Source organism: Tropicimonas sp. IMCC34043 (genome assembly GCF_003390845.1).
GTDB lineage: Bacteria > Pseudomonadota > Alphaproteobacteria > Rhodobacterales > Rhodobacteraceae > Tropicimonas.
Map to the genome: position 1 here is coordinate 217276 of NZ_QMEK01000005.1, position 19050 is coordinate 236325.

The 19050-nt window shown below is 65.9% G+C and carries 15 protein-coding genes; 6 read left to right on the forward strand and 9 right to left on the reverse strand.

Annotated features, from left to right (window positions below):
• Nucleotides 1–317 precede the first annotated feature (317 nt).
• Complete coding sequence (locus tag DQG17_RS17210; RefSeq protein ID WP_116134112.1) at nt 318–1364, forward strand: NAD(P)-dependent alcohol dehydrogenase; 1047 nt, start codon at nt 318–320, stop codon at nt 1362–1364.
• 231 nt (nt 1365–1595) lie between these two features.
• On the opposite strand, the gene DQG17_RS17215 is transcribed toward DQG17_RS17210, so the two are convergent.
• The 8 genes from DQG17_RS17215 to DQG17_RS17250 form a co-directional block, all read right to left on the reverse strand.
• Nucleotides 1596–2867 (reverse strand): class II aldolase/adducin family protein, encoded by a 1272-nt coding sequence (locus DQG17_RS17215; RefSeq protein WP_157973647.1) that lies wholly within the window; start codon nt 2865–2867, stop codon nt 1596–1598.
• 7 nt (nt 2868–2874) lie between these two features.
• Nucleotides 2875–3762 carry a 3-hydroxy-5-phosphonooxypentane-2,4-dione thiolase gene (gene lsrF, locus DQG17_RS17220; RefSeq protein WP_116134114.1) on the reverse strand — a complete coding sequence of 296 codons (888 nt, stop codon included), beginning with the start codon at nt 3760–3762 and terminating at the stop codon, nt 2875–2877.
• Nucleotides 3755–5311 (reverse strand): FGGY-family carbohydrate kinase, encoded by a 1557-nt coding sequence (locus DQG17_RS17225; RefSeq protein WP_116134115.1) that lies wholly within the window; start codon nt 5309–5311, stop codon nt 3755–3757. Before DQG17_RS17225 ends, lsrF begins: the two co-directional genes overlap by 8 nt.
• Complete coding sequence (locus DQG17_RS17230) at nt 5308–7062, reverse strand: glycerol-3-phosphate dehydrogenase/oxidase (RefSeq protein ID WP_116134116.1); 1755 nt, start codon at nt 7060–7062, stop codon at nt 5308–5310. The genes DQG17_RS17225 and DQG17_RS17230 overlap by 4 nt, the downstream gene beginning before the upstream one ends.
• Nucleotides 7063–7065: 3 nt before the next feature.
• Nucleotides 7066–8037: a sugar-binding transcriptional regulator gene (locus DQG17_RS17235; RefSeq protein WP_116134117.1), complete on the reverse strand. Its 972-nt coding sequence runs from the start codon at nt 8035–8037 to the stop codon at nt 7066–7068.
• 4 nt (nt 8038–8041) lie between these two features.
• Entirely contained in the window at nt 8042–9058 is a 1017-nt protein-coding gene (locus DQG17_RS17240; protein WP_116134118.1) for an ABC transporter permease, read from the reverse strand.
• Complete coding sequence (locus DQG17_RS17245; protein WP_116134119.1) at nt 9055–10584, reverse strand: sugar ABC transporter ATP-binding protein; 1530 nt, start codon at nt 10582–10584, stop codon at nt 9055–9057. Before DQG17_RS17245 ends, DQG17_RS17240 begins: the two co-directional genes overlap by 4 nt.
• Nucleotides 10585–10685: 101 nt before the next feature.
• A complete protein-coding gene (locus tag DQG17_RS17250; protein ID WP_116134174.1) occupies nt 10686–11720 on the reverse strand; it encodes a substrate-binding domain-containing protein in 1035 nt (344 codons plus the stop codon).
• 599 nt (nt 11721–12319) lie between these two features.
• Here DQG17_RS17250 and DQG17_RS17255 point away from each other — a divergent pair.
• Nucleotides 12320–13246, forward strand: coding sequence for an MYG1 family protein (locus tag DQG17_RS17255; RefSeq protein WP_116134120.1), 927 nt, complete (start codon nt 12320–12322; stop codon nt 13244–13246).
• Nucleotides 13247–13275: 29 nt separating this feature from the next.
• Here the strand turns inward: DQG17_RS17255 and DQG17_RS17260 are convergent, their stop codons facing one another.
• Entirely contained in the window at nt 13276–14205 is a 930-nt protein-coding gene (locus DQG17_RS17260; protein ID WP_232829484.1) for a LysR family transcriptional regulator, read from the reverse strand.
• A gap of 261 nt (nt 14206–14466) precedes the next feature.
• Here DQG17_RS17260 and DQG17_RS17265 point away from each other — a divergent pair, with 261 nt between their 5' ends.
• The 4 genes from DQG17_RS17265 to DQG17_RS17280 all read left to right on the forward strand — a co-directional run bounded on the left by DQG17_RS17265 (nt 14467) and on the right by DQG17_RS17280 (nt 18968).
• On the forward strand, nt 14467–15645 hold the full coding sequence (locus DQG17_RS17265) for an MFS transporter (protein ID WP_116134121.1): 1179 nt from the start codon (nt 14467–14469) through the stop codon (nt 15643–15645).
• Between the two features lie 246 nt (nt 15646–15891).
• Nucleotides 15892–16578: an HAD family hydrolase gene (locus DQG17_RS17270; protein ID WP_116134122.1), complete on the forward strand. Its 687-nt coding sequence runs from the start codon at nt 15892–15894 to the stop codon at nt 16576–16578.
• Nucleotides 16571–17536 carry a sugar-binding transcriptional regulator gene (locus tag DQG17_RS17275; protein WP_116134123.1) on the forward strand — a complete coding sequence of 322 codons (966 nt, stop codon included), beginning with the start codon at nt 16571–16573 and terminating at the stop codon, nt 17534–17536. The genes DQG17_RS17270 and DQG17_RS17275 overlap by 8 nt, the downstream gene beginning before the upstream one ends.
• Nucleotides 17537–17648: 112 nt before the next feature.
• On the forward strand, nt 17649–18968 hold the full coding sequence (locus DQG17_RS17280) for a sugar ABC transporter substrate-binding protein (RefSeq protein ID WP_116134124.1): 1320 nt from the start codon (nt 17649–17651) through the stop codon (nt 18966–18968).
• Nucleotides 18969–19050: the final 82 nt, after the last annotated feature.

Sequence of the window (19050 nt, forward strand, 5' to 3'; positions counted from 1 at the left end):
GATGTTCACGCCCCTCCGTACCATTCGACCGGAGCGGCCGTACTGACGCAGGTTGGTGTCGGTGAAAAAAATGCGCTGCGCCTCGGCCTTCGCCTCACCGGCCTCGGGCGGCGCGCCGACCCGCGTTCCCGCGGCTTGCGCGGTTCAAACCTGACCGTCACGCGCCAAACAATCGATTGGTCAACAATTGGTGCAAGGTCTTCGATCTGATGATGACTGGCTCGCGGAGACCCGAGAGGCTAGTACCTTCCAACATCTGTCGGAGCGCCGCCGTATTGCCCGCGCCTCGACCCCATTTGCACACAGCGAGACATGACATGCAGACCACCGGCTATGCCGCACAGGACGCCGACACCCCTCTGGCGCCTTTCAGCTTTGAACGTCGCGCTGCGCGCGAGAACGACGTGGTGATGGAGATCCTGTATTGCGGGGTCTGCCATTCCGACCTGCACTGGGCACACAACGATTGGGGCTGGACCACCTTCCCGGCGGTTCCGGGCCACGAGATCGTCGGCCGGGTGATCGAGGTCGGACCCGACGTGACGAATTACAGGGTTGGCGATCATGTTGCCGTCGGTTGCATGGTCGACAGCTGCCAGCATTGTGACCAGTGCGAAAAGGGCGAAGAGCAGCTTTGCCGCGAAGGCAACACCGGCACCTATGGCGGGCTCGATCGCATCTCCGGGGAACTGACCTACGGCGGCTATTCCAAACATCTGGTCGTGCGCGAGGAATTTGTGCTGCGGCTGCCGGAGGGCCTCGATATCTCCAAGGCGGCGCCGTTGCTCTGCGCGGGGATCACCACCTGGTCGCCGCTGCGGACATGGAATGTCGGGGCAGGCAGCCGCGTCGGCGTCGTGGGTCTTGGAGGGCTTGGCCACATGGCGGTAAAGCTCGCCGCGGGCCTTGGCGCGCATGTCACGGTGCTGAGCCGGACCGCCGACAAGGAAGCCGATGCAAAGAACCTCGGTGCCGATGCCCTGTTGGTGTCGTCAGACGAGGAAGCGATGGCGCAGGCGGCAAACGGATTTGACCTGATCATCGACACGGTGCCGGTCAAGCACGACCTCGCGCCCTATCTGCCGCTTCTGGATGTGGACGGCACGCTCGTGATCGTCGGTCAGGTCGGACCGGTGCCCGAACTGTCGACGGTTCCCTTGCTGACGGGGCGCCGCCGCATCGCCGGATCGCCGATCGGCGGTATCCGCGAAACCCAGGAGATGCTCGATTTCTGTGCCGAGAAAAACATCCTTCCCGAGGTCGAGATGATCCGCATGGACGAGATCAACAACGCCTTCGAGCGGATGGTGAAGTCCGACGTCCGCTATCGCTTTGTCATCGACATGGCCTCGTTGCAGGTCTGACGGACCAGGGGCGGCAAGGTGCCGCCCCGCCGACGTCCCGGGCAGAGCACCCGGGGGATCGGACAAGACGGCACCTTGGCCCCGGTTCGCGTCGCGGCCTTGCGGTCTGGCGGTCAACGCGGCCACGCCGGCCTGTGCGGCCGGCGCGATGGTTCCCTTTGAGCGTCGGCCGGCGTTCTGCCGCTGGTGCGGCGGCGGCGCCCACGCGCTTGCCACCGGTTTTGCCCGCGTTCAGCGGGCGGCGGCCGGGCGCAGCTTGGCCTGTTCCAGTTCCCAGTATTCGATCAGGAACTGTTCGGCCCGGGGGATCGGCTGGTACTGGCCAAGCCGTTCGGCCGACCGCACGACGCGCAGGTTCTGTTCGGCCAGATCGGCGTTGATCCCCGCCTCGCGCGCCGATTTCCCGATGCCGATCACCCCGAGCCCGCGAATGATTGCCACCCTTGGCGCCGTGTCCAGCATGATCACCGGCGCGCGTGCTGCCGGTGCGTGAAGATCGAAATAGCTGCAGTAGGCCCGCCCAAAGGCATCGATTGCATCGGCAATTTCGGTCTTCGTGGCATCGGGCGACAACACCAGCGGGAAGGGCTTGATCCGGATCACATGGTCGGGCGTGATCGTGCCGCGCGCCACAGCCGACAGCAGCGCCGGGTCCGACGCAAGTTCGGCCGTCGGCATCCCCGCACGCAGGTCAAGCTGCACGCCATCGCCGAATGCCGGCAAGCCGGTCAGCGCTGCGGCAAGCCGTTCGGCGATGGCGGCAAGCCCGTCGTTCGCTGCAGGCACAGGCATCGGCGGCAGGGCTGCACCGGCAGAGGCCAAATGGGCCTCGCAAACGGAAACGACCTCTATGAACCGTCCATAGCTCTGGTCCGCCGTGTCGCCCCAGGTGAACAGCCCGTGGTGGGCCAGCCACATCGCCTGCGCCGCAGGAGACGCTGCGGCCGCCGCGGCACCGGCGATGGCCAGATCGAAACCGGGAAAGACATAGGGCAGAAAAATCACGCTCTCCCCGAAGAGTGCGGCGACCAGCCGGCGCTGCTCTGCCTCGGGTTGGTTCGACAACGCCAACATGGCCGAGGCATGGCCGTGATCCACAAACCGCGCTGGCAGAAAGGCGTGCAGCAGCGTCTCGACCGACGGATCTGGCGATTGCGGGTCGAGCAGATGGCCGCGCAGGAAGCGCATCATCTCGCCGTCGCCAAAGCGCACACCCTGCGCGTGGATGTCGAGGATGGGCGCAAGACGCAGCCCCGGCAGGTCCGCCGCCTGCACCCTGGCAAGATCGCGGCCGCTGCCCTTCACATGCAGCACCGGCTCCGGCCCGCGGCCGAGATCGCGCATCACCTTGACCGAGGTGTTGCCGCCCCCGTGCATGGCCAGTTCCGGCTCGCCGCCGATCAGCCGCGAGGAATAGGCCCGCCGTGCCAGAAGGGCGTCGGCCTCGGTTGTGGCGTCGGCCGCCAGTTCGGCGGCCTCCGCTTCGTTCCAACGATTCAGCATTACGCGCTCACGCTGCTTTGGCTTGGCTGAGATCATTGTACATTTCGAACGCCTGTTCTGGCGGGGTGAGCTCGTGCACGACCGCACTGACCGCCTGGATCATCGCGACCGGATTGTCGGCGCGGAAGATGTTGCGCCCCATATCGACCCCCGCGGCGCCCTGGTCCACGGCGCGATAGGCCACTTCCAGCGCTTCGCGTTCGGGGATTTTCTTGCCACCGGCGATGACAATGGGCACCGGGCAGCCTGCACAGACCCGCTCGAACCCGTCTTCGACGAAATAGCTCTTGACGTATTGCGCGCCGATCTCGGCGGCAATCCGGGTGGCAAGGCCAAAATAGCGCGCGTCCCGCGCCATGTCCTTGCCGACGCCGGTGACCGCAAGGGTCGGCATTCCGACGCGGTTGCCGGCGTCGATCAGACGGATCAGGTTGTTGATCGACTTATGCTCGTATTCCGAGCCGATATAGATCTGCGCCGCCATTGCGCAGACGTTCATGCGCAGCGCGTCTTCCATGTCAACCGCGACCGTCTCGTTCGAGAGCTCGGACATGATCGAATTGCCGCCCGACGCGCGCATCACGATCGGCTTCCGGATTGCCGCCGGCACGGTGCTGCGCAGCATGCCGCGGGTACACATCAGCACGTCGGCATAGTCAAAGAGCGGTGCGATGTTCACATCGACCCGCTCCAGCCCGGTTGTCGGCCCCTGGAAATAGCCGTGGTCGAAGGCCAGCATGACCGTGCGTCCGGTGTCGGGGCGGAAAATTCGGGCCAGCCGGTTCTGCATCCCCCAGTCATAGGCGCCAGCGCCCTTGAGAAAGAAGGCCTTGTTGCGGGCGGGGATATCGAGGGCATAGTCCTTGCCGTCGTGAATGTCGTCGAGATCAGCCATGGATCATCCTTTCATGTTCCTGAGTGTCATCCGCCTTGAGGGGCAGCGGTTCGGCCCTGGCCGGGGCGGTCCAGACCCGGGTGAGGGCATCGCGATAGGCGCACCAGCGGCCATAGCGGTCATCGAGGCGCGCCTGGGCCACGGGGTCGGGGCAGACCTCCGAGGTGGCGGCAGCCATGGTATCGGCCGCCTCGGAATAGCTGGAAAACAGACCCGCCCCGATGCCTGCGGCCATCGCCGCACCACGTGCGCCGGTTTCCTCGCAATCCGCGATGCGCAGGTGCATCCCCAGAACATCGGCGAAGATCTGCGCCCATAGCGGCGATTTCGCGGCGCCACCCGACAGGGTCGCGGTGGCAAAGCGGTGATCCGGATCGATCACCGCCATATGCGCGCGGTGGTGGAACGCCACGCCCTCGTAGAGCGCGCGTACCATGTCGCCCCGGCTGTGCCAGCTGCCGAGGCCGTTGAACCCGCCGCGGGCGCCGGGAACCGGGCCGGCGTAGAGATAGGGGTGAAAGACCGGCAGGTCCGCGGTCGCCGGGTCCGAGCCAGCGGCAAGCTCGTTGCAGAGCTTGAACGGGTCCGTGCCGGTTGCCGCCGCTTCACCCGCCAGGAATTGCTGGACGAACCATTCGAGGTTTGCCGCCGATGTGGGCGAGGCTTCGCAGCTGACCCAGACGTCGTTTCCAAGAACCGTGGCCAGAAGGGCCCGCGGGACCTTTGGCAGCTCTGCGGCAAAGGTCTGGTTGATTGACCAGCTTCCGGCCACGATCGACGCCTCGCCGACCCGCGCCGTGCCAGCCCCGAGCGACGAGGCAAGGACGTCGAAAAGCCCCGCCACCACCGGCGTGCCTTGGGCCAGTCCGGTGGTCGCGGCCGCTGTGGCCGTCACCCGGCCGACGACGTCGTGGCTGGCCGCGGGTTCCGGCAAAAGCCGCCGCTGCTCGGCAATGCCATAAAGATCCAGCAGCGCAGTGTCATAGCGCAGCCCCGGAAGGGCAAGCAGCCCGCAGCCCGCGAGATCGGAGAAATCCGACCCGATCCGCCCGGTCAGCCCCTGAACCACGACATCCTTGCACAGCAGCACGTGGCCCGCCCGTTCGATCACTTCGGGACGTTCCTGCGCCAGCCAGGCCAGCAGAACCGGCGTCATCGCGGGCCAGGGCCGGGAATGGGCGATGGCGGCTATCCGGCTGCCTGCCTGCGCGCCGATACGGCCGGCAAGCGCCTCGGCGCGGCTGTCCATGGACTGGATCCCGATCAGCCCCCGGCCATCCCGGTCGAGAAGATACAGCCCGTTGCCGTGGCCCGAGGCACCGACGGCGCGGATCGCGCCGGGCGCTACGCCGGATTGTGCCAGGCAATCCCGAATGGCGCCAGCCGCCGCCGCCCAAAGCTCTTCCGGGCTGCGTTCGACGCAATGGGGGGCTGGCTGATGCGTCGTCGAATTGCGCGCCGCCACGGTGACCGGCTGGCCCGACAGGTCGAACAGCGCCGCCTTGACCATGGTGTTGCCGGCGTCGACGCCAAGCAGATATTCCGTCATTGTGCCGCGACCTCCCTGTTGCAATCCGGGTTCCCGAGCCGCGACCGCGCGATCCCGTGGTCGGCCAGAAGCCGGTCTTCGAATGCCGATACCCGGGCTGCTCGCTCGTCCTCGGACCACCCCTTGGCCCGCGCAAGCCTGTCGGCCAGCGCCGCAATGGCGGCACCGTCAAGCTGGCCCGCCAACGCGATCACGGTGCGGCGCAGCGCCAGATCCTCCAACGTCTCGACCTGCTCGTGTGCGATCAGATAGTCGATTTCGCGGTCGCTGTAGCCGGCAAGCCCCGGCAATGGCTGTTCGCCTGCAAAGGCCTCCGCCAGCGCCTGCGCCAGGGTGCCATAGCGGGACAGAAGCGTGGCGACGCGGGGCAGGGGCAGGCCGCTGCGCGCGGCGAGGTCTGCGACCCAGGCATCGGGATCCTCGGGATAGGAAAGGCCGCCGCCGATCGCCAGCGTCTCGGTTCCACAGCGCCGCTTCAACCCGAGGCGGTCCAGCGTATCGTTGGCCGCAAGCTCGCCAAAGGCGCGGAACGTGGTCCATTTGCCGCCGATCATGCACAGGATCGGCGCATGGGCCCCAGGTGTCGCCGGGATCAGCCACTGCGTGAAATGCCCGCGCGGGATCTGCCCGGTCGTTCCGGCGGCGCTGACGGGCAGGGGGCGCACGCCCGAGAAGATGAAACGGATCTGGTCGTCGCGCACCTCGATATCGGGAAAGACGTATTTCAGACCGTCGAGGATATAGGCCCGCTCGTCTGCCTCGCAGCGCACCGCATCGGGATCGGGAACCTTCAGATCGGTCGAGCCGACAAGCACCATTCCGTGCAGGACGAACATGATGCAGATCCGGCCGTCGATATTCTCGTAATAGACCATGTCGTCGCCGAGGATCTCGCGCAATCCCGGGTGGTCGATCATCAGGTGCGAGCCCTTGGTCCCCTCGACCATCGCGGGGCAGGGCGGGGCAGCAAGGCAGTTGTTGGTCAGATCGACCCAGGCGCCTGCAGCGTTGATGATGATCTCGGGAACGCAGGTAACCGTTCCGCCACCGATCCGGTCTTGCAGGACGACGCCGGCGGGCCCGATATGCGTGACCGCCAGATAATTGAGCGCCGTCGCCTTGCCGCCGGCGCGCGCCACGTCCTCGAAGATCTCGGTCACGACCCGTTCGGGGTGACTGACCTGTCCGTCGAAATAGGTGGCCGCGCAGCGCACCCGGTCCGGGAAGCCCGGAAAGCGCGCGATCACCTTGCGGCGGGACAGGAACGCGTGCTTCGGCATGCCGCCGCGTCCGCGGGTATAGATGTCGTAGAAGCTGAGCCCGAGCTTCAGCGGCAGCGCGCCGCGGCGCGAGGGCGCGCGGGTCAGGCCCAGGAACTTCAGCGGCGCATTCAGCGTGCCCGACATCCAGCTGTCGATCGGCACCACGGTGCGCAGCGGCCGTACCAGATGCGGGGCGTTCAGCAACAGGCGGTTGCGTTCGTCGAGCGCCTCGCGAACCAGATCGAACTCGCCGTTTTCGAGATAGCGCAGCCCGCCGTGCACCATGCGCGACAGGGCCGAGGATGCGCCGGCGCAGAAATCGGCCTTGTCGGCCAGCACCACCTCCACCCCGTTCAGCGCCAGTTCGCGATAGACCGATGCGCCGTTGATGCCGCCGCCGATCACCAGCACCTGCGGCCGGGCGTTGTCGATGCGCGCGAGCCGTTCCTCGCGGGGTGCGGGAGGGACAATCCCGAGATTGATGGTCATGGTTCAAACCTTCCTGATCAGCTCGGCCAGCACGTCGCGTGCGGTGATCTCGTCGGTGACCAGCGTGTTGATGTAGCCGCCGCGAACCACGGCACAGATCGCTTCCGCCTTGTCGCGCCCCGCCGCCACGCCGATCGACACCGGGATCCGGCCCAGATCCTCGGGCGAGATCGCCACCAGCAGGCGGTTCCTGGCATAGTCGGTAAGCCGCCCTCTGGCGTCGAGCACGTGGGCCAGAAGTTCGGCGACAGCGCCCGAGGCCATGAGATCTGCCTCTTCCTCCGGCATGTCGCGATGCAGGTCGAAATAGCTTGTCGCCCGGGCGCGCAGCCCGCCGATCCCCACCACGGCAATATCGGCATTGCGGGCCTGATCGATTACCCGCGACACCGACCGCATCCCGGTGATCATCGCGTGCTGTTCCTCGGTCTCGGCAAACATCGGCGACAGCATCTGCACCGCATGTGCCCCGAAAGCCTCGGCCATGGTGGCCGCGGCATGGTTCACGTCGGTATAGTGCTTGCCCTGCACAAGGCCGGTGGCGGGGATCACCGTCACGTCGCGGATCGTCTGAGCATTGCGCAGCCCGGCAACACAGGCGGTGACCCCCTTGCCACCGGAAATGCAGATCGACTGCCCCGGCTTGACCTTGGAAATCAGCAGGTCCGCCGCCGCAATCCCGACCCGCGACAGCACCGCCTCGGCATTGTCCGAGGTCGTCGCCTCGATCACCACCTCGCGCAGCCCGGAGACCTCTGCAAGCTCGCGTTCCAGCGCCAGATGGTCCTGGAAGGGCGAACGGATCGAGATCTCGACCATGCCCAGTTCGTGGCCCTGCCGGATCATCCGGTTTACCGTCGAATGGCTCTGGCCGGTCCGCTCGGCGATCTGCGCCTGGGTCAGCCCGTCCACGTAGTGCAGAGAGATCGCGTTATAGATGCGGCGGATCTGGGCGAGGTCCTGTTTCATGTCCATGGCCTCAGCCCTCCCGCCCGGCGCGCTTGCTCATCAGGTGGTCGAACGACACGGCGGCAAGCAGGATGAAGCCCTTGATCATGTCCTGCAGATAGACGGAGACATCGAGCAGGATCAGCGAACTGGTCACCAGCGACAGCAGCGCCACGCCAAGCACGGCACCAAAGATCGATCCTTGCCCGCCCTTCAGCGAGGCGCCCCCGATCACCGCCGCCGCAATCACGTTGAGTTCCATGCCGACGCCGAACTGCGGCGTGGCAGAGCCGAAGCGGGCCATGAAGATGACGCCCGAGAGCCCCGCAAGGGTCGAGCACAGGACGGTCACCCAGAAGATCACCCGTTTCGTCCGGATCCCGGAATATTCCGCCGCCCGTTCGTTCGAGCCGGTGTAGAAAATGGCGCGGAAGCGCGTGGCACGGCGCAGCAGGAAGTCGAAGACCACCGCCAGCACCAGGAAGATGATCACCACCAGCGGCACGCCGCCGATGCTGCCCTGGCCGACGAACTTGAACTCCGGCGGCAGCGTGAACAGCGACAGCGGTGTGCCCTGGGTCACCAGCAGGCAGGCGCCGCGCACGATGACCATGGCGGCCAGCGAGGCGATGAAGTGACTGAGGCCGACCTTGACCACGAAGACCCCCATTGCGGCCCCGATCGCGGCGGCCGAGGCGACGCCCCCCGCCGAAGCGAGCCATGGGTTGATCCCGAGAAGAAACAGCTTGCCCGCGACGACCATGGCAAAACAGACGACCGCCCCGACCGACAGGTCGAGCCCGCCAACGATCAGCAGCATCGTCATGCCGATGACGACGATCCCCTCGACCGAGAAGCTCAGGAAGATCGTGCGGAAGTTGCTCCAGGTCAGGAAATAGGGCGAGGCAAGGCTCATCACGACACAGACGAGCAGGATGATGCAGAGCAGCCCCATCTCGCGCATGCCCAAGAGACGCTTCATCGCCCCGTCCGATCCGCGAACGATGTCGCGCTTTTCCGTCGCTTGCCCGAGGCTGGTTTCGGTCATTGCTCCGTTCCTTCAAGCTTTTGCGCGGCGACTGGCGGCTTCAGCCCCGAGGCCAGCGCGATGATTGCCTCTTCGGTCATCCGGTCCGGCCCGATCTCGCCCGACAGCCGACCCTCGTGCAGCACCAGGATCCGGTCGGCGAGCCCGATCAGCTCTGGCAGCTCGGAGGAAATGACGATCACCCCCACGCCGCTGCGCGCCAGATCCCGCAGGATGATATGGATTTCAGATTTTGCGCCTACATCGACACCGCGGGTCGGCTCGTCGAGGAACACCACCCTGGGGTTCACCGAGAACATTCGCGCCAGGGCGACCTTCTGCTGGTTCCCCCCCGACAGGACCGAGGGCGGATTGGCCATGCTGGCGGCCTTCAGCCGAAGTTTCTTGCCAAGTCGTTGCGCCTGCGCCTCCTCGGCGCTCCGGTCGATCAGCCCGAGTCTGGTCGAGACCTGTCCAAGTCGCAGTGCCGAGACGTTCGAGCGGATCGAGAGATCGAGGAACAATCCCTCGGCCTTCCGGTCCTCCGAGACATAGACCACGCCGTGGTCCAACGCGGTGGCGAAGTCCGGGATCGAGACGTCCTGCCCGTCGAGCCGGATGCGCCCGGCACGCCGCGGGCCCAGCCCGCAGACAGCCTTTGCCAGTTCGCTGCGGCCGGCGCCGATCAGCCCGCCGATCCCGAGTATCTCGCCCTCGCGCAGGGTGAAGGAGATGTCGTCGAGCAGATGGGTGTCGCACAGGCCCTCGACCTCGATCAGCGGGCGCCCCGCGGCGCGGTTGAGCTTTGGCGGGTAAAGTTTTGAAATCGTGCGCCCGACCATGCGGTTGACCACCTGTTCCGGCGTGGTTCCGTCGACCTGAAGGCAATCGATGTAACGGCCATCGCGAAACACGGTCACCCGGTCGCAATGGTCGAAGATCTCCGCCATGCGGTGGGTGATATGGATGATGCCGAGGCCCTTCGCCTTCAGCCGGTGGACGATGGCGAAGAGTTTCCTCGTCTCCGCCTCGGTCAACGCAGAGGTCGGCTCGTCCAGGATCAGGATCCGTGCATCGAGTGCCAGAGCCTTGGCGATTTCGACCAGTTGCTGGTTGGAGATAGACAGCGAGCCGACCTTGGCGCCCGGATCGACGTCGGTCAGCTCGGCCAGTGCTGCGCGCGCCTTGCGCTCCATTCCGGCAAAGTTCATCAGCGGTGCGCGGCTTGCGGCGGTGGCGGCCATGAAGATGTTCTCGGCCACGCTGACATCCGGGCAGAGCGCAATCTCCTGATGTACGAAACCGATGCCGAGCGCCTGCGCCTCCAGCGGCGAGCGGATGCGCACGGGCTTCCCGTCGATGCGGATCTGGCCTGCATCGGGCTGGATGATGCCGTCAACGATCCGCATCGTGGTCGATTTGCCGGCGCCGTTTTCACCGGCCAGCGCATGGATCTCGCCGGCACGCAGGTCGAACGAGACGTCTTGCAGGGCAGCGACCGGGCCGAAACGCTTGGCAATGCCCTCGAGTTCGAGAAGCGATGGCATGCGAGCCTCCGAAATTTACGGGTAGGGTGGCGGACCCGATGGCCGGGTCCGCCGGGAGGAGTTGGCCGGTTAGGGAGAGTGTTCCCGGCCAACAGGGAGGCTCAGCCTTGGATACCCTTGGTGCCGCGGCGCTTGAGGTAGCCGTCCCAGTAGAAGTCCTGGGCATTCTGCTGGGTGACCACGGAATAACCGTTGTCCAGCATCGGGATTCCCATCGGGTTGAAACCGGCGCGGGCGTGATCGTTCATCGGGTCGATCAGATTCGGGTGTGCGGCCAGCCACAGCAACAGAAAGCCGTAGTAGCCCTGCGTCCCCTGGTTTGGATTGATCGCGCCGAACATTTCGCCCGCCTTGATCATGTCGAGCACCGTGGCGTTCACGTCGACCGTCATCACCTTGATGCCCGAGCCGAGTTCCTTTGCCGCCTGGGCCGCGCCGATCGCCGAAGAGGCTTCGGGCATGAACACCGCACCCAGATCCGGATGCGCCTGGGCAAGCGACAGCACCGCCTGATAGGCCTTGTTCGGGTCCTGGTTGGTAACCGCGCGGCCGACCAGCGTCATGTCGGGATATTGGGCCTGCATCCGCGCCACAAACGACGAAACGCGCCTGTCATGATTGTCCTGACCCGGGTTTTCAAGCACCGCGTAGGAACCCTTGCCACCCATTGCCTCGGCAATCTGGTCGGCGGCCACGGTCCCCTCGCGGGTGTTGTCCGAGGTCACATAGGAGGCGCGGTTGGAATTCGGGCTGTCAGCGGCGAAGGTCACAATCGCCGTACCTTGCTCGATCGCCCGGTTGATCGGTTCGACAAAGGGATCGGGGTTCATCGGGTGCAGCAGGATGCCGGCCGGACGCTTGGCCAGGGCCTGTTCGAAACTCGTGATCTGCTTGTTCACGTCATATTCGGGCGTGCCGGTGTAGTCGGTCTCGCAGCCGAACTGGTGCGCGGCCTGCTTGAACATCTCGTAGACCGGGAACCAGTATTCCACGCCCGAAACCATCACGTTCATGACGTAGGTTTCACCCGGTTCGCATTTGAACGGTGTCTCCGGCCAGGGCGCATCCAGATCCTGCGCCTGCACCGCGGACACACCTAGGGACACGGCTGCCGCCGCAATCAGAAATGTCTTCATGAGCTTTTCCTCCTTGCCGGACGGCGCGACCTCCTCTTGCCGCGGGCGCCGGTTCATTTGACGTTGGGCAAACATGCGGGCGGCACCCCGAGTCTGTCAATAAATCCTAGGCGGTGAAATTTATTTCATCCTGTGGCTCGGTCCGGTCGCCGGCATGTGCGCCCGACGCCTCGACAGCTTTGGCCACAGCGAGAGGCGCCCGGCAGGACGGCAGAAGCGGCACTGGGACGTGGTTGGCGCGACCCTCGACGGCAGGATCCGGGACCGGCGCGGAGATCCACGTTCAAGGCGGCGGGGGTGCCGCCGTGACAGCCAACGCTGTGGGATTGGACCGCGGCCCAGAAATTCATTCATAGCTTAAACAACGTTTTATAGATCACTGATAGAAATACAGGCTACGTGCGCCAATCCTGGCGTCGACGGTCGCTGCAAAATAAGTCGTGTAATGATAATTATGTAAAATATTACTTAACCGCGCGTGCGGATGAGGTGCGGCTGTTCCTGCGCCGGCGTCGCAAGGCTTTCAAGCGGCATCGGCTTGATCCCGGGGCCTGAGCAGACTAACTGGGTCGTTCCCTTCCATACTGGCGATGCCTCCCATGCCCCTGCGCTACCTTGTTACCCACTCCGGCGGCTTTCATGCCGATGAGGTGCTGGCCTCCGTCATCCTCACCCGTCTGCATCCCGATGCCGAAATCGTGCGAAGCCGCGAGCGCGCGTGGATCACGCCCGGGCCGGATCGGATCGTCTATGATGTCGGCGGCGCGTTCGACCCCGAGGCGGGGATTTTCGACCATCACCAACGCGGCGCGCCGCAGCGCGAGGACGGGCAGCCGTTCAGCGCCTTCGGTCTTGTCTGGCGGCAGTTCGGGCGCGATTACCTGCGGGCTCTCGACGTGCCCGAGACGGATCTGGACGCCATCCATGCCAGTTTCGACGCGGCTTTCGTGGTACCGGTCGACATGGTCGATACCGGCACGCTGTCGTCGGGTGCGGCGGGTCCGCTGGCCGCAATGACCCTGCCCGGGTTGATCGAGACGCTGAAACCGGTCTTTGACGAGACCGGGCTCGAGGCAGAGACGCGCGCCTTTCACGATGCCCTCGGTATCGCGCGCAGCTTTGTCGAGGCGCGGGTGGCGCGCAGTGCGGCAAAGCTCCGGGCCGAAGCCATCGTCATGGCGACAATCGAACGTACGGGCGACGGCCGGGTTCTGGAATTGCCGACCGGCATGCCGTTCCGCCCGGCGGTGGTGAAGGCGCAGGCCGATCATTTGCTGTTCGTGGTAACGCCCCGCGGCGAAGAATGGTCTTTGGGCGGAATCCGGCTGGCCGACGACGGCTTCGCGCAGCGCGCCGACCTGCCCGAGGCCTGGGCCGGCCTGACCGGCGCGGAACTGGAGCAAGCCTCGGGCGTCGACGGCGCGCTGTTCTGCCATACCGGGCGCTTCATTGCCACCGCCCGGACCCGCGACGCGATACTCGCCATGGCGGACAAGGCTGTCGATGAGGCGCTAGGCAACAACTGATCCGGGGATCGGACGGGACAGGCCTGTGGTCAGCCCGAGCCTGCGTTCTCCATGAAAGCCTGAAGCTGCGGCACCATGAAATCCAGGAAGGCCCGGACCCGATGTGGCATGCGGGCCCCGCCGAGGAACAGCGCGTGGACATCCTCGGTGTCGCCTTCCACAGCCTCGCTCAGAACCTCGACCAGCCGGCCCGCCTGCAGGTCCTCGCGGATGTGGAACTCGCCGATGCGTGCCAGCCCCGCGCCGGCCAGCGCCATGCGCCGCACGGTCTCGCCATTGTTGGCCAGAAGCGGGCCGGCGGCGGCGCGGTCCAGCATCCGTCCGTTGTCGCGCAGCGGCCAGAGCGGCGTCGAGCGGCGGAAGTTGAGGCCAAGGCAGGCGTGGCCGGCGAGATCGCCAAGCGTGACCGGCGTTCCATTCCGCTGCAGGTACTCGGGCGAGGCGACGATCTTGCGTGGCGCCGTGCCGATCTTGCGGGCGGTCAGGCTGGAACTCGCCAGCGCCCCCACACGGAACGCGACATCGGTGCGGTCGAGGTAGAGATCGACCACCTCGTCCGAGATCGACAGGTCGACGACGATGCTCGGGAACTCCCGCCAGAAGGCGGGAAGCAGCGGTTCGACCGCGACCATGCCGAAGCCGACCGAGGCCGTGACCCGCACCGTGCCGGTGATGCTGGCCGCGCCGCGCGACAGATCGCGCTCGACCGCGTCGAGATCGGCCAGCAGCGCCTGACTGCGGTCGTAATAGATCCGCCCTTCCTCGGTCAGCGACAGCCGCCGGGTCGAACGTTCGAGCAGCCGCACGCCGAGCCGCGCCTCGATCCGCCCGATCAGTTTCGAGACGGTCGAGGGCGTCATCAGCATCTGCCGCGCGGCTTCCGAGAAACTGCCCGAGTCCACCACGCGCAGGAAGACCTGCATTTCGCCCGCCCGGTTGTCCATGTCGCGCTGTACCATGAATTGAATTCACAGATGAAGTGCCTTTCTGGCGGATTATCGCCAGTTGGAGCAGCGTCTATTCAGCAGGTCAGGAAACCGGGTCGCGCACCCCACCAGAACACGTGCGCGGCATTGCCACGACAGGAGACACCACATGCACCACGTGATCGTTCACGCGGCCGAGATCCCAATGCCTGCCCGCTCTGACAGCCGCCGCGTCAGCCCCGAAGATCTTGCGCCGGACCGGGCGTCGTGACCGGTCTGCGAAAGGACACAGCCATGAACCGTCCCAGCCTCAACTGGCCATTGCTGGCCCTCGCCGTGGGCGCCTTCGGGATCGGCGTGACCGAGTTCTCACCCATGGGCATGCTGCCCGTCATCGCCGAGGGCGTTGGCGTGTCGATCCCCACTGCCGGGCTGTTGGTCAGTGCCTATGCGCTTGGCGTGATGATTGGCGCGCCGGTGATGACGCTGCTGCTCGCGCGCTTCGGCAAACGCACGGCACTGATGATGCTGATGGCGATCTTCACGCTTGGCAACGTGATGTCCGCGCTGTCGCCGGACTATTGGACGCTTCTTGCCTCGCGCGTCGTTACCAGCCTGAACCATGGCGCTTTCTTCGGGCTCGGCGCGGTCGTCGCGGCAAGCGTCGTTGCCCCCGAAAAGCGCGCCAGCGCCGTTGCGGCGATGTTCATGGGCCTGACCATCGCCAACGTCTTGGGCGTGCCGCTTGCCACCTGGGTCGGCCAGCAGGTCGGCTGGCGCACGGCCTTCGCGGGGACTGCGCTTCTTGGCCTTCTGACCATTGCGGCCCTTGCGCTGGCGTTGCCGCGCGGCGCCGCCGGTCAGGCCCCCGACGTGCGCCGCGAGCTGCGCGTGCTGACGCGGGCACCGGTGTTGATCGCGCTGTTGACCACGGTCATGGGCTCCAGCGCAATGTTCGTGCTCTACACCTACGTGGCCCCGATCCTCGAGACGCTGACACATGCCTCGGGTGGGTTCATCACGGTGGCGCTGGTTGTCATCGGGCTTGGCTTTACCTTCGGCAACTGGCTCGGGGGGCGGGTCGCCGACTGGTCGCTCGACGGGGCCACGACGATCTTCCTCGGAGCGATGAGCGCGATCATGCTGGTATCGCCGGTCCTGCTGCGCACCCCTGTCGGCGCGCTGCCGACGCTGTTTCTCTGGGGGGCTGCCGCCTTTGCCATCGTGCCGCCGGTGCAGATGCGCGTGATGCGGGCGGCCGAGGACGCGCCGGGCCTTGCCTCGTCGATCAACATCGGGGCGTTCAACCTCGGCAATGCGATCGGCGCGGCGCTCGGTGGCGCGGTGATCAGCGCGGGCCTCGGCTATGCCATGGTGCCGGTGGCCGGGGCGTTGACGGCCGCGGCCGGGCTGTCGCTGGTCTGGCTTGGCCGGCGGAACAATGTCGACCGAACCGCGATCTGCGACGTCTGACGCGACGCGGCATGCCGGCTGAACCGGCCGGCATGCCCACCAAGGCAGCGCACCTTGTGGCGCAAGGGATGCGCGTCCGCCGCGGCGACGGTGACGACCCCAAAGGGTTGAACGCGGCCGTCCGGTGAAAAACCTGCTGACAAATGCGGCGTTCCGCGCGTATGACGAATGGCCCTGTCGGGCCACGCAGCCCGGGATCGGGCGAGTCGCCCGGCGGGGGTGGACGCAACGGGAGGAGGCGCCAAGATGCCCGACTTCGATCTGGTGATCTTCGACTGCGACGGCGTGCTGATCGACAGCGAAGTGATCTCGGCCCGGATGCTGGTGGCAGAGCTTGCCGCCTTGGGCGTTGCGGTCGATCTTCCCTATGTCGCCCGCCATTTCCTTGGTCGCAGCTATCCGGTGGTTCTGGCCCAGATCCGCCAGGAGTTCGGCCTCGATCTGCCGCCAGAGTTCGAGGACGACTATCGCCGCCGGCTGCTTGCCGCCTTCGATGGCGAACTTCGGGCGATGCCCGGCGTGCGCGAGGCGATCGAACGCCTGAGGCGCCCCTATTGCCTCGCGACCAGTTCCAGCCCGACGCGGGTCAACCGCTCGCTCGACATCGTCGGGCTGAGCGGGTTGTTTCAGGGCCGGATCTTCACCGCCTCCGAAGTTGCGCGCGGCAAACCGGCGCCGGATCTGTTTTTGCATGTCGCCGCGCGCATGGGGGCCGCCCCGGATCGCTGCCTGGTGATCGAGGACAGTCTCAACGGGGTCCGGGCGGGTCTCGCCGCCGGCATGACCGTCTGGCAGTTCACCGGCGGCAGCCACATGCAGGGTCTCGCGCAGGTGATGGATGCAAATGTCGAGCCTCATCGCAGGTTTGCATCTTTCGATGACTTCAGTAATCCTGTACCGACCCTCGAACGAGGCGAGGCACCCCATGAATGATCCCAGCTTTCCCGAGGCCGAAATCGCCCCACTGGACGAAGCGGCCCGGGCCGGCTGGCTGTATTATGTCGGCGGCAAGACCCAGGACCAGATTGCGCGCCAGCTCGGGATTTCGCGCCAACGCGCCCAACGGCTGGTGGCGCGTGCGGTCGCCGAGGGGCTGATCCATTTCCGGCTCGATCACCGCATTGCCCGCTGTCTGGAGCTTGAGGCAGACCTTCGCCGCCTCCGCGGGCTGCGGATCTGCCGGGTGGCGCCAAGCCTCGGGGCGGGCTCGGAGCCGGTGCGGTCGATTGCGCCTGTGGCCGCGGCCGAGATGGAGCGCATCCTCGACGTGCCCGATCCGCTTGTGGTGGCCGTCGGCACCGGACGGGCGCTGCGCGCCGCGGTCGAACAGATCCACACCTTCAAATGTCCGCAACACCGCCTTGTTTCGCTCAACGGCAATATCTCGCCCGACGGATCGGCCTCGCATTACGACGTGCTGATGCGGCTCGCCGACCGGGTATCGGCCGACCAGTATCCGATGCCCCTGCCCGTCGTCGCATCGAGCCTCGAGGAACGCGAGCTGTTTCATTCGTTGACGCCGGTGCGGCGCAATGTGGCGCTGGCGCGGCAGGCGCTGATCACCTTCGTCGGCGTCGGCCACGCCTCGGATACCGCGCCGATGCTGCGCGACGGCTTTCTCAGTGAACCCGAGTTCCGCGAGATCCAGGCCGCCGGCGCCGTGGGCGAGATCGTCGGGTGGTTCTATGACGAGTCGGGCCAGTATCTCGATGCCGAACCGAACCGGCGGGTGGCGGGCGTTCGCGTCGAACCGCCGGGCGACAGCGACAAGCTGGTGATCGGGGTCGCCGCCGGCGTTGAAAAGATCGCGGCCCTGCGCGGCGCGATTTCCGGGCGGATTATCAACGGATTGATTACCGACGAGGATACGGCCGCCGCTTTGCTGGCCTGAGCGTTCCGCACAAATATGTGGCGTCGCAAGAATATCCTTGACAAAAGTCTGTCCGAGGGTGAGCATCGGCCCATGTCATGAGCATATGCTCAGGCTTCTTGGGAGGAAGACCATGAAATTGACAAACGCACAGGCGCTGCTCGGCGCATGTGCGGTGGCGGCGTTGTCCACGGCTGCCACTGCCGAAACCATCACCATCGCGACAGTGAACAACGGCGACATGATCCGGATGCAGGGTCTGGCCGACGACTTCAAGGCCAAGAACCCGGATATCGATCTGGAGTGGGTGACGCTTGAAGAAAACATTCTCCGCCAACGCGTTACCACCGACATCGCCACCAAGGGCGGCCAGTACGACGTCATGACGATTGGCAACTACGAAGTGCCGATCTGGGGCAAGCAGGGCTGGCTGATGCCGCTCGACGACATGCCCGAAGGCTATGACGTGGGCGATCTGCTGCCCGCGATCGCCGGCGGCCTCTCGGTCGATGGCAAGCTTTATGCCGCGCCGTTCTATGGCGAATCCGCCATGGTGATGTACCGCACCGACCTGGCCGAAAAGGCCGGCGTGACGATCCCCGACAAGCCGAACTGGGATCAGATCAAGGAAGCCGCCGCGGCGATGACCGACAAGGACAACGGCATCTACGGCATCTGCCTGCGCGGCAAGGCCGGCTGGGGCGAGAACATGGCGTTCATCACCTCGATGGCCAACTCCGAAGGCGCGCGCTGGTTCGACATGGACTGGAATCCCCAGTTCGACAGCCCGGAATGGAAGGCGACGCTCGACGGCTACCTCGACATGATGACCAACTATGGTCCTCCGGGTTCCTCGTCGAACGGCTTCAACGAGAACCTCGCGCTGTTCCAGCAGGGCAAGTGCGGAATGTGGATCGACGCGACCGTCGCCGCCTCCTTCGTGACCGACCCCGAGGATTCGACCGTGGCCGACAAGGTCGGCTATGCCCAGTTCCCGAACAAGGCGGGCATGGAAGGCACCGGCCATTGGCTGTGGTCGTGGAACCTGGCCGTTCCGGCCGGCAGTACCAAGGAAGACGCCGCGAAGAAGTTCATCGCCTGGGCGACCTCCAAGGACTACACCAACCTCGTCGCGGCGCAGGACGGCTGGCGCGCGGCCCCTCCGGGCACCCGTACGTCGCTGTATGAAAACGCCGATTATCAGGCAGCCGCCCCCTTTGCGGCAATGACCCTGGCGGCGATCAATGGCGTCGACACAGCGCATCCGACGGTTCAGGAAGTGCCCTACACCGGCTCGCAATTCGTCGCGATCCCGGAATTCCAGGGTATCGGCACGGCTGTTGGCCAGCAGTTCTCGGCAGCCCTCGCGGGTCAGGCCACGGCCGACCAGGCGCTGCAGAGCGCGCAGGCGCTGACGACGCGCGAGATGAAGAAAGCCGGCTACATCAAGTGAGCTAGGCCTCACGCGATCCGACCTGCTTTCTTCCCTCCCCGGGCCGACGCGTTCTTGCGTCGGCCCGCCCTGCCTGCCACCC

Excerpts from the sequence above, each read along its gene's own strand:
- DQG17_RS17210 (WP_116134112.1), top strand. The coding sequence starts at position 318 with ATGCAGACCACCGGCTATGCCGCACAGGACGCCGACACCCCTCTGGCG.
- DQG17_RS17215 (WP_157973647.1), bottom strand. The coding sequence starts at position 2,867 with ATGCTGAATCGTTGGAACGAAGCGGAGGCCGCCGAACTGGCGGCCGAC.
- lsrF (WP_116134114.1), bottom strand. The coding sequence starts at position 3,762 with ATGGCTGATCTCGACGACATTCACGACGGCAAGGACTATGCCCTCGAT.
- DQG17_RS17225 (WP_116134115.1), bottom strand. The coding sequence starts at position 5,311 with ATGACGGAATATCTGCTTGGCGTCGACGCCGGCAACACCATGGTCAAG.
- DQG17_RS17230 (WP_116134116.1), bottom strand. The coding sequence starts at position 7,062 with ATGACCATCAATCTCGGGATTGTCCCTCCCGCACCCCGCGAGGAACGG.
- DQG17_RS17235 (WP_116134117.1), bottom strand. The coding sequence starts at position 8,037 with ATGGACATGAAACAGGACCTCGCCCAGATCCGCCGCATCTATAACGCG.
- DQG17_RS17240 (WP_116134118.1), bottom strand. The coding sequence starts at position 9,058 with ATGACCGAAACCAGCCTCGGGCAAGCGACGGAAAAGCGCGACATCGTT.
- DQG17_RS17245 (WP_116134119.1), bottom strand. The coding sequence starts at position 10,584 with ATGCCATCGCTTCTCGAACTCGAGGGCATTGCCAAGCGTTTCGGCCCG.
- DQG17_RS17250 (WP_116134174.1), bottom strand. The coding sequence starts at position 11,720 with ATGAAGACATTTCTGATTGCGGCGGCAGCCGTGTCCCTAGGTGTGTCC.
- DQG17_RS17255 (WP_116134120.1), top strand. The coding sequence starts at position 12,320 with ATGCCCCTGCGCTACCTTGTTACCCACTCCGGCGGCTTTCATGCCGAT.
- DQG17_RS17260 (WP_232829484.1), bottom strand. The coding sequence starts at position 14,205 with ATGGTACAGCGCGACATGGACAACCGGGCGGGCGAAATGCAGGTCTTC.
- DQG17_RS17265 (WP_116134121.1), top strand. The coding sequence starts at position 14,467 with ATGAACCGTCCCAGCCTCAACTGGCCATTGCTGGCCCTCGCCGTGGGC.
- DQG17_RS17270 (WP_116134122.1), top strand. The coding sequence starts at position 15,892 with ATGCCCGACTTCGATCTGGTGATCTTCGACTGCGACGGCGTGCTGATC.
- DQG17_RS17275 (WP_116134123.1), top strand. The coding sequence starts at position 16,571 with ATGAATGATCCCAGCTTTCCCGAGGCCGAAATCGCCCCACTGGACGAA.
- DQG17_RS17280 (WP_116134124.1), top strand. The coding sequence starts at position 17,649 with ATGAAATTGACAAACGCACAGGCGCTGCTCGGCGCATGTGCGGTGGCG.